The sequence below is a fragment of the Mucilaginibacter mallensis genome (assembly GCF_900105165.1).
Classification (GTDB): Bacteria; Bacteroidota; Bacteroidia; order Sphingobacteriales; family Sphingobacteriaceae; genus Mucilaginibacter; species Mucilaginibacter mallensis.
In genome coordinates this window covers 4,319,361-4,332,540 of record NZ_LT629740.1, presented here as the reverse complement: position 1 = coordinate 4,332,540, position 13,180 = coordinate 4,319,361, and the positions used below count along the sequence as shown (strand labels likewise).

General features: G+C 40.5%; 15 protein-coding genes. 5 read left to right on the top strand and 10 right to left on the bottom strand.

Annotated features, from left to right (window positions below; genetic code table 11):
- Nucleotides 1-90 precede the first annotated feature (90 nt).
- The 6 genes from BLU33_RS17375 to BLU33_RS17350 all read right to left on the bottom strand — a co-directional run bounded on the left by BLU33_RS17375 (nucleotide 91) and on the right by BLU33_RS17350 (nucleotide 4,895).
- Complete coding sequence (locus BLU33_RS17375) at nucleotides 91-1,122, bottom strand: aldo/keto reductase (RefSeq protein WP_091375850.1); 1,032 nt, start codon at nucleotides 1,120-1,122, stop codon at nucleotides 91-93.
- An 86-nt stretch (nucleotides 1,123-1,208) separates the two neighbouring features.
- Nucleotides 1,209-1,595: a response regulator gene (locus tag BLU33_RS17370; protein ID WP_157682214.1), complete on the bottom strand. Its 387-nt coding sequence runs from the start codon at nucleotides 1,593-1,595 to the stop codon at nucleotides 1,209-1,211.
- Between the two features lie 236 nt (nucleotides 1,596-1,831).
- On the bottom strand, nucleotides 1,832-2,788 hold the full coding sequence (locus tag BLU33_RS17365; protein ID WP_091375844.1) for a TolB family protein: 957 nt from the start codon (nucleotides 2,786-2,788) through the stop codon (nucleotides 1,832-1,834).
- Between the two features lie 247 nt (nucleotides 2,789-3,035).
- A complete protein-coding gene (locus BLU33_RS17360) occupies nucleotides 3,036-3,263 on the bottom strand; it encodes a hypothetical protein (RefSeq protein ID WP_091375841.1) in 228 nt (75 codons plus the stop codon).
- Between the two features lie 65 nt (nucleotides 3,264-3,328).
- Complete coding sequence (locus tag BLU33_RS17355) at nucleotides 3,329-4,240, bottom strand: PAS domain-containing protein (RefSeq protein ID WP_091375838.1); 912 nt, start codon at nucleotides 4,238-4,240, stop codon at nucleotides 3,329-3,331.
- A 79-nt stretch (nucleotides 4,241-4,319) separates the two neighbouring features.
- Nucleotides 4,320-4,895 carry a hypothetical protein gene (locus tag BLU33_RS17350; RefSeq protein WP_091375835.1) on the bottom strand — a complete coding sequence of 192 codons (576 nt, stop codon included), beginning with the start codon at nucleotides 4,893-4,895 and terminating at the stop codon, nucleotides 4,320-4,322.
- Between the two features lie 386 nt (nucleotides 4,896-5,281).
- Here BLU33_RS17350 and BLU33_RS17345 point away from each other — a divergent pair, with 386 nt between their 5' ends.
- A complete protein-coding gene (locus BLU33_RS17345) occupies nucleotides 5,282-5,677 on the top strand; it encodes a DoxX family membrane protein (RefSeq protein WP_091375832.1) in 396 nt (131 codons plus the stop codon).
- A 6-nt stretch (nucleotides 5,678-5,683) separates the two neighbouring features.
- On the opposite strand, the gene BLU33_RS17340 is transcribed toward BLU33_RS17345, so the two are convergent.
- Entirely contained in the window at nucleotides 5,684-8,338 is a 2,655-nt protein-coding gene (locus BLU33_RS17340; RefSeq protein ID WP_091375829.1) for a glycoside hydrolase family 2 protein, read from the bottom strand.
- Between the two features lie 227 nt (nucleotides 8,339-8,565).
- On the opposite strand from BLU33_RS17340, the gene BLU33_RS17335 reads away from it, so the two are divergent.
- From BLU33_RS17335 to BLU33_RS17325, 3 genes are all read left to right on the top strand, one after another.
- Nucleotides 8,566-8,784, top strand: coding sequence for a hypothetical protein (locus BLU33_RS17335; protein WP_091375826.1), 219 nt, complete (start codon nucleotides 8,566-8,568; stop codon nucleotides 8,782-8,784).
- A 30-nt stretch (nucleotides 8,785-8,814) separates the two neighbouring features.
- On the top strand, nucleotides 8,815-9,105 hold the full coding sequence (locus BLU33_RS17330) for a hypothetical protein (RefSeq protein ID WP_091375823.1): 291 nt from the start codon (nucleotides 8,815-8,817) through the stop codon (nucleotides 9,103-9,105).
- A 74-nt stretch (nucleotides 9,106-9,179) separates the two neighbouring features.
- Nucleotides 9,180-9,557 (top strand): DNA-binding protein, encoded by a 378-nt coding sequence (locus BLU33_RS17325; RefSeq protein ID WP_157682212.1) that lies wholly within the window; start codon nucleotides 9,180-9,182, stop codon nucleotides 9,555-9,557.
- 68 nt (nucleotides 9,558-9,625) lie between these two features.
- Here the strand turns inward: BLU33_RS17325 and BLU33_RS17320 are convergent, their stop codons facing one another.
- Complete coding sequence (locus BLU33_RS17320; RefSeq protein WP_091375818.1) at nucleotides 9,626-10,804, bottom strand: cupin domain-containing protein; 1,179 nt, start codon at nucleotides 10,802-10,804, stop codon at nucleotides 9,626-9,628.
- A gap of 259 nt (nucleotides 10,805-11,063) precedes the next feature.
- Between BLU33_RS17320 and BLU33_RS17315 the strand changes: the two genes are divergently transcribed.
- On the top strand, nucleotides 11,064-11,705 hold the full coding sequence (locus BLU33_RS17315) for a FadR/GntR family transcriptional regulator (RefSeq protein ID WP_091375815.1): 642 nt from the start codon (nucleotides 11,064-11,066) through the stop codon (nucleotides 11,703-11,705).
- A gap of 114 nt (nucleotides 11,706-11,819) precedes the next feature.
- On the opposite strand, the gene BLU33_RS17310 is transcribed toward BLU33_RS17315, so the two are convergent.
- A complete protein-coding gene (locus BLU33_RS17310; RefSeq protein ID WP_091375814.1) occupies nucleotides 11,820-12,236 on the bottom strand; it encodes a VOC family protein in 417 nt (138 codons plus the stop codon).
- Nucleotides 12,237-12,331: 95 nt separating this feature from the next.
- On the bottom strand, nucleotides 12,332-13,111 hold the full coding sequence (locus tag BLU33_RS17305; RefSeq protein ID WP_091375811.1) for a carbon-nitrogen hydrolase family protein: 780 nt from the start codon (nucleotides 13,109-13,111) through the stop codon (nucleotides 12,332-12,334).
- Nucleotides 13,112-13,180: the final 69 nt, after the last annotated feature.

The window sequence follows — 13,180 nt, the reverse complement described above, 5'->3', positions numbered from 1 at the left end:
GAGGGAATTAAAAAAGTGGCTGGTATTATTACCAGCCACTCAAATATATATGATTAGCCAGTTGCAGTGTCATCACCGCAACCAATCAGCTTAATAAAACTTTGGTAAAGGAATTAACTTTGTATCCTGGCGTTGGTGCCAGTATGGGTAAATCGGGTCGGCATCACTGGCGGCATCCAGTTTTTTAACCTGATCAGTAGTTAAGTTCCATCCTACAGCTTCAAGGTTTTGTTTTAATTGCTCTTCGTTGCGGGCACCTATTACCAGGTTGGCTACCGTTGGCCTTTGTAAAAGCCAGTTTAATGATATTTGCGCTACCGATTTTCCGGTTTCTTCGGCTACCTCATCCAATGCATCAACAATGTTATATAAACGCTCAAAATTGGTTGCAGGGCCATGCGCACCGCCCTGGCTGATCCTTGAATCTTCAGGAATTGGCGCCCCTCTGCGGTATTTACCGCTTAAACGGCTTGATGATAGCGGGCTCCATACTATAGTACCCACTTTTTGATCAATACCTAAAGGCATCAGCTCCCATTCAAACTCACGGTCAAGCAGCGAGTAATAAGCCTGGTGCCCAACATATTTTGCCCAGCCATATCTTTCTGAAGCCGAAAGCGATTTCATTAAATGCCAGCCCGAAAAATTTGAGCAGGCTATATAACGTACTTTGCCGCTGGCGATCAGGTCGTCAAGCGTGCGCAGTGTTTCCTCAACCGGGGTATTAGCATCAAAGCCGTGCATGTGGTAAATGTCAATATGATCGGTTTGCAAGCGTCTCAGGCTGTCCTCACATGATTTTATCAAATGCTCGCGCGATGAACCATAATCATTCGGCCCGTCGCCCATTTTAAAGGTAGCTTTGGTTGATATTAAAACCTTATCGCGCAAACCTTCCAATGCTTTACCCAATATTTCTTCGGATACACCGCGGGAATAAACATTGGCGGTATCAAAAAGATTAACCCCCGCATCAATGCACAGATTCACCAGTTTTTTGGCTTCATCTAATTGGGTATTGCCCCAGGCTTTAAAAAATTGATTACCACCGCCAAAAGTGGCTGTGCCGAAACTAAGTACCGGTACCTGAAGTCCGGATGCTCCTAATTGTCTGTATTCCATATGTAGCTGTTATGTATTTTCTCAAAGTAACAGTATGCACAGCACAATTGTGTCAGGGCAATTTCAGGTTTTGAACTCAGCTTACCTTAAACAGCAGCGTGGTCATGCAGCGCATCTTCCAGCAGATGTTTTACTGTAGTGGTAAGATGTGTGAGATCAAAAGGTTTGGCAATAAATACATCAGCGCCATAATTACCTAATGACTCCAGTACACGCGGGTATCCCGACAGCATAATTATGGGTATATGTGATGTTAAGGGGTTAACCTTTAAATGGTGGCAGTGTTCGCCGCCATTAATACCTGCAAGCAGAAAATCAAGCATTACCAGATCGGGTTGATGCTGGTTAACACTTTTAATGATATCCTCAGTATAAGAAAGCGCCGTTACTGCATATCCTTCCTGCTCCAATGCTTCTTTTAATAGGTCGAGTGTATCAATGTGATCATCGACAATCATTATATTTCTAGACATGGAAAATGTATAATTGGTAGGTATTAAACGAGTATGTTGTACCATTTGTTTTTTGAACGATACAAAAATGGAGTAAAATTTTTAATTATAACGATATTGTTGCGTTAAGCTTTTATGAACATTGCATAAACAAAATGGTGCTGCCTGATATTTGGTCCTTAGGCAAAACATAGTTTTTTAGTGCTCGTTTTACAAGCTGTATACGCAGATTTATACAATGCGCATGTAATTAGTGTTTATGATTTTGGCAGATGGATAGGTATCATTAGTATATTACCATTACTGTTAAAAAGCCCATTATTTTCCTGTACGAGCTGATCGTAATTAAGCGCAGGTTTTGAGAGATCACGTTTATAAAAACCTTGAACACGATTTGAGGAATAATACAGCATCCTGCCATCAGGTGATACGCAGGGTGATGAATTACCATCACCATTATTTACCTGCGGACCCAAGGATTGCGCTTCAGCCCATTCACCATCCTTTTTAAAGCTGATGTATATATCATTCCCGTTTAAAAAAATAATATAGCTTTCATCAGGGGCAATAAAAGGATCCTGTATTTCGGCAGCCCCTTTAATTATCAATTGTTTCGGTGCTGCATAATGGTCTCCCAGCCATGTTGCATAAAAGCTCTGCATGCCGGTAAGTTCCTTGCGGCGCGAGCAATAAAACAGCGTACCCTTCGCGCTTACAGACGGAGCATAATTACCAATACCATTTAAGTTAATGATTGAATCCAGGTGATGAGGGATGCCCCAGTTATCACCTGTTAAATGATCGGCATACCATACATGCATTGCGCGTTGTGATTTATCCTGCGGCATCTCAGGCGTAGGGCGATTGGAAATAAAGAAAATCCTTTTGCCATCAGGTGTTACAAACGGATCGGTATCACGAAACCTGCCTGAAAAAGCTGCAACATTTGGTTTTTGCCAAACTCCGTTCTGTTTTTTTGAAAAAACTATTGTCCAATAAATGGCCCCTTGTGATGAATATACCGTTTGTTCATCAGGCGTAAAAGATGTAGCCCATTCACTATTAGGGGTGGATATGATGCCCGGGGCAAATACCTGCGGCCTGTCTGCCGTATCAATTACTGACGAATAATGCGGTGCACCCTGGCATAATGCGGCGAATGGCAAACAGCAACCTACAGCAAATATAAAAGCTGATGTAATGCTTAACTTCATAATCACTAGTTATTATTGGTTAATATGTATTAGTTATTCTGAGTTAGAAATGGCATAAGGCAATCGCTTGGGATATGATGAAACTATATTACAAGCCACAATCAATTATGCCATATGTAACTGTTTGACAGTGGTATATATTGTTTGTTACGCCCAGATGAAAAATAAAATATTGGGGGATAATATTTTGTTGGTGAGGATGCCCGCAATAAGGCAGATTAAGGAAAATTGATTTGGAGTGAATGAATTACAATAGGATCTTTTCAGCTTTTTGCAGTTTTAACAATCTTGCAAATACAAAAATTGATAAAAGAAGCATGCCACCGAAACCTACCGCAGCGCAAACAATGCGCCAGGTGGTACCGCTGTTCATTGATGCTATAAGTTCATACAAACCAAAACCAGTTGGCAAAAGGTTAAGAAACAAGGCTGTTTTAACCCTTTTTAATTCATCTTTTTGGTTTGTTATTTCCATGGATATGAAAGTAGTAAATTTTTAATAATCTTTTTTAAAATCTATGACCAATTTTACCGGTTACATTAATCGAGGTTTTTATTTTGACTTAACTGTATGATCTCGGTCATGCTTATAACTATACTGTCCAGCTCATTTATTGATACAGCTATATAATTAATAGCTTTGGCTTTTTCTTCCTCATCCAGATCGGCGGTACATAACAGGTTAGCCACGCCCATTATATTAGCCACGGGCCTTCGCAGGTCATGTGATGTTTTAAATGCAAATTCTTCAAGCTTACTGGTATAACCTGCAATTGCAAGTTGCGCGTGTTTGCGTTCTGTTATATCGCGGGTTATGCCAAGGCAACCGATAATTTCATTTTGCTTGTTATAAACCGGCGATATATAAATTTCAACATAATATTCAACGCCATTGTTATCCCTTTTCTCTTCAAGGTGAATCAATTCTCCGCTTAAGGCGCGTTCATAAACAGGCATCCATTTTTTATACCCTTTGTCATCAACATACTTAAAAATGTTATCTCCAATGCTTAAAGCTTTATTATCAACCCGGCGGCGGGCTTCTAAAAAGCCTTTGTTTGCAGTAACCAGAGTGAAATTGATATCAAATGACCATACCCAATCAATATAGGTATCAACCAGGGTTTTCATATTATGATTTTCAAGTTCCATTAAGGTATCTAAATGCCTTGTATTATTGGTGATTATACAAATGGCATGGCCCGGGCTGGTAGCTATGCACTTTAGTTGATAAAAGCTCGATCCCTGGAAAAACTCAATACATTGCAGCTTTTCTGTGGTAAAGACCTTATCCAAAAAATTTTTGAGTAATTCTGTTTGTGAAGCGTTAAACAGTGTTGTGAAATTTTTACACGTATAATCAACACCCCGCTCAAAAAGATGATCGTTAAAGTCAGCATCGATATTTAAGATAATACCAATGCGTGACAACATGAGCGTTGAATCGTACATTAAATTATTTAAGGTTGCCGTTATCTTAGTACTAAGATAATGTATTATAATTCAGATTGGTACATAATGGCAGAGAACTTTATTTGGAGTAGTAAAAGTTTTGTATTTTCTCATACGCGTTTGAAGTGCCATTATAAGTTTCAGTGTAAATATCCACCGTATGAAACGCCAGGCTGGTGCTGCTAATGCTAATAATGGTTACTGTATGGGTTATGGTTGTAAGGGTGGGCAAGGAGGTGATAATTCCTGTACTTAAAGTGCCTGTAACTGAAAAATCGAGGCCCGTAACTGTTGGCGTAAGGTTAAAGGTAGTTTTAGAAAAGCTGTATGTGCCGCCAACACTGGCACTTATAGCTGATGGGAGCGATCCGCTTGTTACCAGTGCGTTACTTGTACTTTTAAAGGTGCTGTCGTTATTAAACTTTGCAATACTATGAACACTATCTGATGCTACGCAGGTGGTATCAGTTATCAGCACATTATTTACATACGATACTAAGGTTTGCTTTTGTAATGTCCATTCGCCAACTATCAGGGTTTGTTTTATTTTAAGACTATCTGGTGCAGGGTTTACTTGTATGCTGCTGTCCTTTTTACAAGCGCAAAAGCATAAAAGTAAACCAGCTAATACTAAAACGAAGGTATTACGCACCATAATACTTAAGAATTGGGTCTTAAAGCTATGAAAGAATATCAGTAAATAATAATTTATTAAGCAATAATATTCTTTTTGGGTGTGAAAATTATTTAGGTGTGCAAACATCTAAATGCTAGGGGCTTGAATTGTTTAGTTTATGTAACTATTATAGCGCTTTGTGTAACAATTTGAATGAATTGGATTTGTTTACTACATAATGAATAATTTACGCGGTATCTGCTTTATAATCGCTTGGTAAGCGTAATCAATCTATCTGTAATTTTTTACTAAAAAATACTATAAACTAAATCTGCACCTGATTTCGGTTCGGGGACGCTAAAATTAAACCGGGTTCAATAATTAACCCTGAACGCTCATCTATCATGTTAAAAAAATAGGATCATATGAAAAAGGAATCATTCACCTACCTGCTTGCCCGGTTACCTATCGGGATGAGCTTTTTTGGCCACGGATTGGAACGATTGCCCAAGCTTGATACGTTCAGTCATGGCATGGCGGCATCATTCAGTAAGTCTATACTTCCTGAAGCACTGGTATTGCCTTTTGGCTATATTTTACCAGTGCTTGAACTGCTTACAGGCATATTATTACTGCTGGGTTTGTTTACCCGCTTTGCAACAATTTTAGGTGTAACGTTAATGTTGGCACTCATATTTGGCTCAAGTATGATAGAGCAATGGAACAATGTTTTTACACAGATTATTTACGGCGGATATATGGCTTTACTGTTCTATTTTGCCCAGTATAATACCCTCTCAATTGATGGATTGAGAGGGTAAATAGATTTATTGGATATGCACAGTTTGTTCCTTCAAATTCCAGCCGCTTATGCTTAGCAATGGCATATTTGGATATTGATCTGTATCATAATCTATAGTAACAGTTTTGCTGGTGCCCGGTAATACTGATACATAGTTATCGCTATAAAAAACAGGTAACAAACGTTGATTTGTTTGCCCATCTACTAAAGATAAGCGATTGAAAAATGCCACCGGCGCATTTTTAGGATTGATTAAAGTAACCTCAATTTTTCCTTTTGCAATTTGCCTTGCAGTTGTGCTTACCTGCGATGCCGGCATTGATTGCAACCCTGTATAATCGCCCTTTTCATTTGGTACCCAGTAAATATTCTGGCTGATGATCTTTTGGTTGTAGTCTAATAATTCAAGATCAACAAAAGCACCTTTATTTTTGGCAAGCTTATCAAGTTCTTGTTTTATGCTGAAATACCTTTTGGTGGTAGCAGGCGTTATATCCGAAAATACTTGTGTGAGCAGGCTGTCTTTACCATTCATGTCATAGGTTTTAACCACTATCATCATGTTGGTATGGGTTTTAAAGGTGTTGTTGGCTACCATCACTGTACCATCGCCGGGGTTATACATAATATGCAGTGGCTCGCTGCCGCTGTGCAGGCCATAAAGACAAGCATTCGGGTCGAGGTAATAATCATACATCTGCCCGCGTAAAGCTGTCCATGGGTTTTGTGTTTTCCAGATGATAACACCGGTATACCAATCCCACATATGCGAGCTGAAGCCTTCCATTAGTCCGCGGTACTGGTCGTAATTTACCAGTTGTGCCTTCGCCGAAAAATCCTCCAGATCTTTCGCTTTGCCGTATTTGTTGATAGAGGTATCATAGCCAATATATTTGTGGTACTCCCAAACAGAATCGGTTTTTGTTTTACCTGTAGATGCATCATATTCAGGCGCTATCCTATTTTGCACAGGCATAAAGCGTTTAAATGCTTCATAATCGTTTATGCCAATTGAGCCAACTTCGGAGTTAAACGGAAATGTCCGGTGATCCCAGAAAGTGGATAGCGGTTGTATGCCATAAGGCCCGTCACCGTTACCACCTAACACATTGCGCGACATTTTTTCGGAGTTGGAATACTCCACAAACCAGCGTGTATTATCCAGCTTAGGCATAACGGTATCACGCAGAGCCACCAAAATATCCTCGGGAGGGGTGATCTCATTGCCACCGCACCAAATGGCAAGTGATGCATAGTTACGCACCATTTTTACCTGGTCCTCAATTGATTTAATGTACAACGCATGATCATCCGGATATTTGCGGCGCGTCCATTGATCATCTAGTTTCATCGGGTCAACCCAGCGGCCGTTACAATCGCCCGATCCCCACATATCCTGGAAAACCAGCATACCGTATTTATCGCAGGCAGCATAAAACTCGGGCCTTTCAATCAAAGCGCCACCCCAAACCCTGATCAGGTTCAGGTTCATATCACGATGGAAACGTACTTCGGCATCATAGCGTTTGTCTGTAAAGCGTAGCATCTCGTCGGAAATGATCCAGTCGCCACCCTTTATAAATATCTTTTGCCCGTTAACATTGATCTGCCTGCTTTCGGTGCGCTCGTTCCATTCACTGGTTAACTGGCGTACCCCGACTTCAATATTGTTTTGATCGGACACTTTACCCGCAGCAACAAACTGCAGGTTTAAGCTATACAAGTTTTGTGGGCCGTACCCATTTGGCCACCATAATTTGGGGTTCTTCAGGCTATAATCATCCAATTGTACCGTTTGTGTTGAATTAGCTTTCAGTGTGATGGTTTTACTTACTGCTTTACCATCCAGGTTGTACTGTAATGTGCCGGTAACAAGGGTGCTGGCTGCATTTTGCAGTTCTGCTGATACTTGTATAATAGCCGGCTGTTGTGGTCCTTCAGGCTGTCTTACACCCGACACCAAAGTGATCACATGCGGATCATTGATCTTTACTGCACCGGTCTTTTCAATGGTTACCTTATCCCAAATGCCTGTGTTGCGATCTTTGATAGGTTGTATCCAGTCCCAGCCTGCAGTATATTGTATGCTAACGTTACGGGCAATGGTACCATCGCCACCCTGACCGCCATTGGGGTTGCCCGCCACATCAGCCGGGTAAACTATAACGGCTACACGGTTATTGCCATCATTTGCCAGCCATTTGCTCACGTTGTAGCTCTGGCGCAAAAACATGCCCGAATGCAGTTTGGCATTGAGCTTATGCCCGTTTAAAAACACATCGCAGCTGTAATTTACCCCACGAAAATTTAAATAAACCTGGTTGTTGCCCTGTGGTTGTGCTTCTTTAAAATCTTTCACAAACCAGTAGGTATAATAGTCGCGACCGGTTTTGTAAATATCAGGAATGCGTTCATTATTCATCCCATAAAAAGGATCGGGAATTTGTTTGTTATTTAATTGGGTGGTAAGTACCGTTCCGGGTACGGTGGCGTTTTGCCATGTATTTATGGGGAAATTATTTTTTGATATCGACGCGCCATCGGTATGAATATCAGTCGCTTTTCCGCATTTCCAGCCGGTGTTTAATTCGTACTGTGATTGGGCAATTGCTTTGGTTTGAGATAGGAATGTTAAGAGTAAAACTGCTACAGAAGAAGCGAGGATATTTTTAATAGACATGGTGGTATCAGTAATGATATAATTAAAAGGATGGGAATATAGATATTCTAAAGAATAAATCAAAAATTAGCTTGCTAAAACCTTTTTCGTAATGGCGAAATTATAAGGGAATTATCAGTAAAATGTCAGTCTATGGCCCTTAAAACATCGTTTTGTCACGATTGAATGTTTGAACATTTATATCCGATAAATCATTATATTTTTGTGTCACAAAAGCATTAAAATATATGATCAAAATTTACAAAACCAATATTGAGAATGCGAAGAAAAAGAATCGCATTGCCGATATCCTGAATAACATCACAGGCCCTAAATTCTGGAACATTGATCTGGAAGACAGCGACAAGATTTTGAGGGTTGATGCTACCAGGCAGAAAGTTAAACAGGTGGAAAGCTTACTGAGAATGGCGGGCTTTTACTACGAGGAATTACCCTATCAACTATAATTTGAAAAAACACTACTAATAATAAATATCATGAGCATCCACAGCCTTATCCCCGAAAAAGTAATTGTAAAAGCAGTATTTGCTTTGGGCTGGTTATCGCAAACCATATTTGCGGCTGCACTGCCCGATATTTATCAATCAATGCCCAAGCAAATGGTCATAGTTTTCCTGGGATTAACGCCTGAAAGCTTAAGCCGTTTAAAATACTTTACCCCGGCATTGGTAGCCACATTAGTATGTTATCTGCAACAAAAATTTAGCTGGGTTAATACAAGTACACTGTACAGACAGCGGGAATTTAAATGCTGTCCAGGTAACTGATCCATTCTTTAGTGCCAGGTAATTTTTTTGTTATACTGATGATACATTTAACAGGCCATCAGTATCTTTATAGCATGAAAAGACTGCTTATTTTAACCTCATTTATAGCGCTGTTTGCATTTAAGGCATCAGCACAAACCACAATACCTGCAAAAGATGCCGCAAAGCATATTGGCGAAACTGTTACAATTTGCGATAAAGTTTACGGCACCAAATTGCTTGATGGCCCAAACATTACCTTTTTAGATCTTGGTGGAGCTCACCCTAACCAGGAGCTTACGCTTGTAATAAAAGGGGAGGACAGGAGCAAATTTACAGGTAAGCCCGAAGTTGATTATAAAGACAAAAATATTTGCGTTACCGGCGTACTGGTTGATTTTAAAGGCAAGCCTGAGATTGTTGTAAGCGATCCATCGCAAATAAAACTAGCTGCAGACGATTCAAAAAAGTAATCCCTTATTAAAAATATAAAGCTCCCGGGATATGAATATCCGGGAGCTTTTTTATGCAGATCAGTTTTCTATTTAAAGATGCCTGTTTGATGATTGGCCAATGAGGCGGCCTCGCTCAGCGTGATGCCAAAATGATCGGCAATTAATTGTGGCGGGTTTGAGTTTAGCCAGTCGTTCAATGATAGCTCCTGGTAAACAGGGCTGTTAAAAAGTACAATTAGTTTTAATGTTTCTGTCCCGGTGTTTTCAATATAGTGGCCATAACCTTGTTTGATAAAGGCTACCATCCCTTTGCTGTAAGGCATAGTTTTTACACGGCCATGCGAGCCGAAAATGCTCAGATTGCCGTTGCCGCTCATTACGTATTGCCATTCATCAGCATTGGGGTGCCAGTGCAATTCGCGGATAGCTCCCGGCTCAATGTTCATGCGCATGGAGGTTATGGTAGTCTGGATGGGAAATTCAAGCGATGAAACCAGTTTTACCGATCCGCCTTTAAATTGCTGGTACACGCCATCAGCTTCCATCCGGAATTTATGTGATGAATTGCTGTACGGGATGCCTGCATTTATATTCTGCGGTCTTGGTTCAACTGCAATTTTTCCTGTGCCTATGTAGAGTTCTTTTTTAGGCAGCGCTGTAAATACACGCTCAGGCAAGCCGGTATTGCGCGCCAATATTTCAGATGATGTATGGCTGATCCAATCTGTTATACTGAATGTGCCGAATTCAGAGAAATGCCCGTTATCAAAACCTAATAAAAAATGACAAGGTTTATCACCCAGGCATTGCAGCATATGGCCGTGCCCTTTCGGGAAATACCATATATCGCCCTTTTCAAAATCATCTGTTGAGGTTGTGCCGTCAGGCGTAATAACGGTTGTGCGGACCTGTCCCTCCAATATATAGGCCCACTCAGCCGCTATAGAATGCCAGTGTAGCTCCCGGAAACTACCCGGATTTAAGTGCATGGAAACACCCGCAATGCTTTGCGAGATAGGGAACTCTTCTACAGTAGCTTCTTTAGCTGTGCCACCCGGGCTCTCATAGCCTGTACTGCCATTTTCTATGTCGTAAACAAAGTCTTCCAGTTCTGCCTGTACTTTGTTAGCGGTTGATTTAGTGGTTTCTTTTGTGCCTGCTTTTGCTTTTTCAGGAATTAATGATCCAACGGTTGAAGCGGCTGCAACCAGGCCCAGTGATGACACTGATGCTGTAGATAAAAACTTGCGTCTTGTAGTTTCCATAATCTGTTTGATGAATAATATGGAACAAATCTAAATAACATATTTTGCAAATCCTAACAAAACATCATATGTTTTATTTAAACATATGATGTTTAAATATTCTGAATAGACCACTATTTATCTATTTTGCACTATAATTGAATGATTTATAGCGGCTTGCCATAATTAAAAGACCGAGAATACAGTTTTGGTTATTTGAATAGATATGAAAAACAAATTAAAAACATCGTATGTTTGTAATTAAACATCAGTGTAGCTTATGAAACTTTACGATAGGATAGTAACCCAGATAAAGGAAGATATTACCAGTGGTAAATATAAAGCAGGCGAAAAAATACCCGCCGAGCCTGAACTGATGCAATTGTATGGCGTAGGCAGGTCAACCATCCGTGAGGCCATAAAAACGCTGGCTATATCCGGGATTTTGAAGGTACAGCAGGGTTCCGGAACATTTGTAAATAATAGTTTTCAAGGGGTGAGCATGGAGCAGCGGCTTCGCCGGGCTGATTTTGATGAGATAAACGCAGTAAGGGCATTCCTTGAAAAAGAGATTGTAAAGCTGGCCACCGTAAACCATACCGATGAGCAGTTAGCCGAGATAGAACAAGCATTAGAAAGCCGTAAGTTGGCTATCCAATCAGAAAAACCACAGGAATGTGCTGATGCCGATATTGCCTTCCACATGGCTATAGCCAATGCTTCGGGCAATACCGTATTATCTGATCTGTATTACAGCTTTACCTTAATTATGCGCAATTTTTTTTCAGCAAGAGATCAGCAGGGCATAAGTCATTTTGCAATGAACCATCATTTGCATGAGCAATTGTTTAAGGCGATAAAAAGCAAAAAGACTAACCAATCGCAGCAGGTGCTGCAAAAGATTCTGGATAATAACTATTAACTAGTGTCGTGTCAATCATAAAATGTCGCTAATCGTAAGCCTAAGTCTTGAGTCAAAATTCAAAAAGAACGAAATATGTCTTTAGACTTACGACTAAAGACTGTTGACTTGACACTAGCTATTCACATAGCTCACCATCCACTGTATGCCGAACTTATCGGTAAACATCCCAAAAAACGAACCCCAGAATTGGTCGGCCATTGGCATCATTACTGTACCACCAACTGATAGTCCGTCAAATATTTTTGTAGCTTCTTCTTTGCTGCTGGTATCAAGCGTTACCATAAAGTTATTTCCCTGGTTAACCGTTCCACGACCTGCAGGCATATCCATCCCCATTAATATCGCGCCGCCTATTGGGAACGACATATGCAATATTTTTTCGCTTTCTTCGGCCGACATAGGGGGAGCGCCTGGTATATCTTTCATCCGCTGTAAATTGCTGAACTCACCGCCGAATACTGATTTATAAAAGTTAAATGCAGCCTCTGTTTGCCCATTATACACCAATGTAATGTTGATTGCTTTCATAATTATAATTGATTATTGATAAACAAACATACTCAAATGCATGCATTTGAATGGGGTATATTTAAGCCCTTTTATGGGGTATTTCGGGACAAAGTTTAAATATAAAATTCCGGCTTAAATCTTTTCGCCAGCAAACCGGTAGCCTTATCCAGGTCTATATCAGCCACAATAACACCGGCTTTTCCATAAGCTTGATTTGCCAAACATTTACCATCCGGTGCTATAATGGCGCTGCCTGATTCAGGGTATTGCATGGTGTAATTGGAACTGGCAAAATAGATAGTGTTTTCCATGGCCCGCATTATCATTGCCTTTTCGTAATAGGGATTATCCTTGTGACCCCACTCGGTAATTTGCCGCCCAATGGTGTCATTGCCTGTACAATGCGGATGAAAAACAATTTTTGCATCCCGTCTGGCAGCCCATCGGGTTGCTTCGGGGTAACGGAACCCTTCATGGCAGATTACAATGCCAAACTTTACGTCGTTTACTTCAAAAAGAGTTCGCTTATTGCCCGGGATGAACATATTATCTTCACTGGGGTCCAGTTGGTTTTTTGTTTGATAACCCATGATCTTGCCTTTGTTTGATATTACATAGGCCACATTGAGAATGCCTTCGGGATGGTCCCAGTCCATCGGTAAAATAACAGCAATAGCATATTCCTTTGCTATCGTGCATACTTCATGCAATGCTGCTTTCAATTTTTCAGGCGAGTGTTCCCCAACTTCCAACCGGTAACCGGGAATATACGACTCCGGGAAACATACAATCTCCGCCTGCTGCTCCGCGGCATCTTTTACCAGCTTTTCAATCCAGTACAATCCATCATCTATAGATTTTGGGAACGGGGGAGAGGCGATGGCAACTTTCATAGTTAAAGTTACAAATTATAGGCTAAGAATAGTATTTAAAGCAAAACAGCCCGGTAAATTCTTACCGGG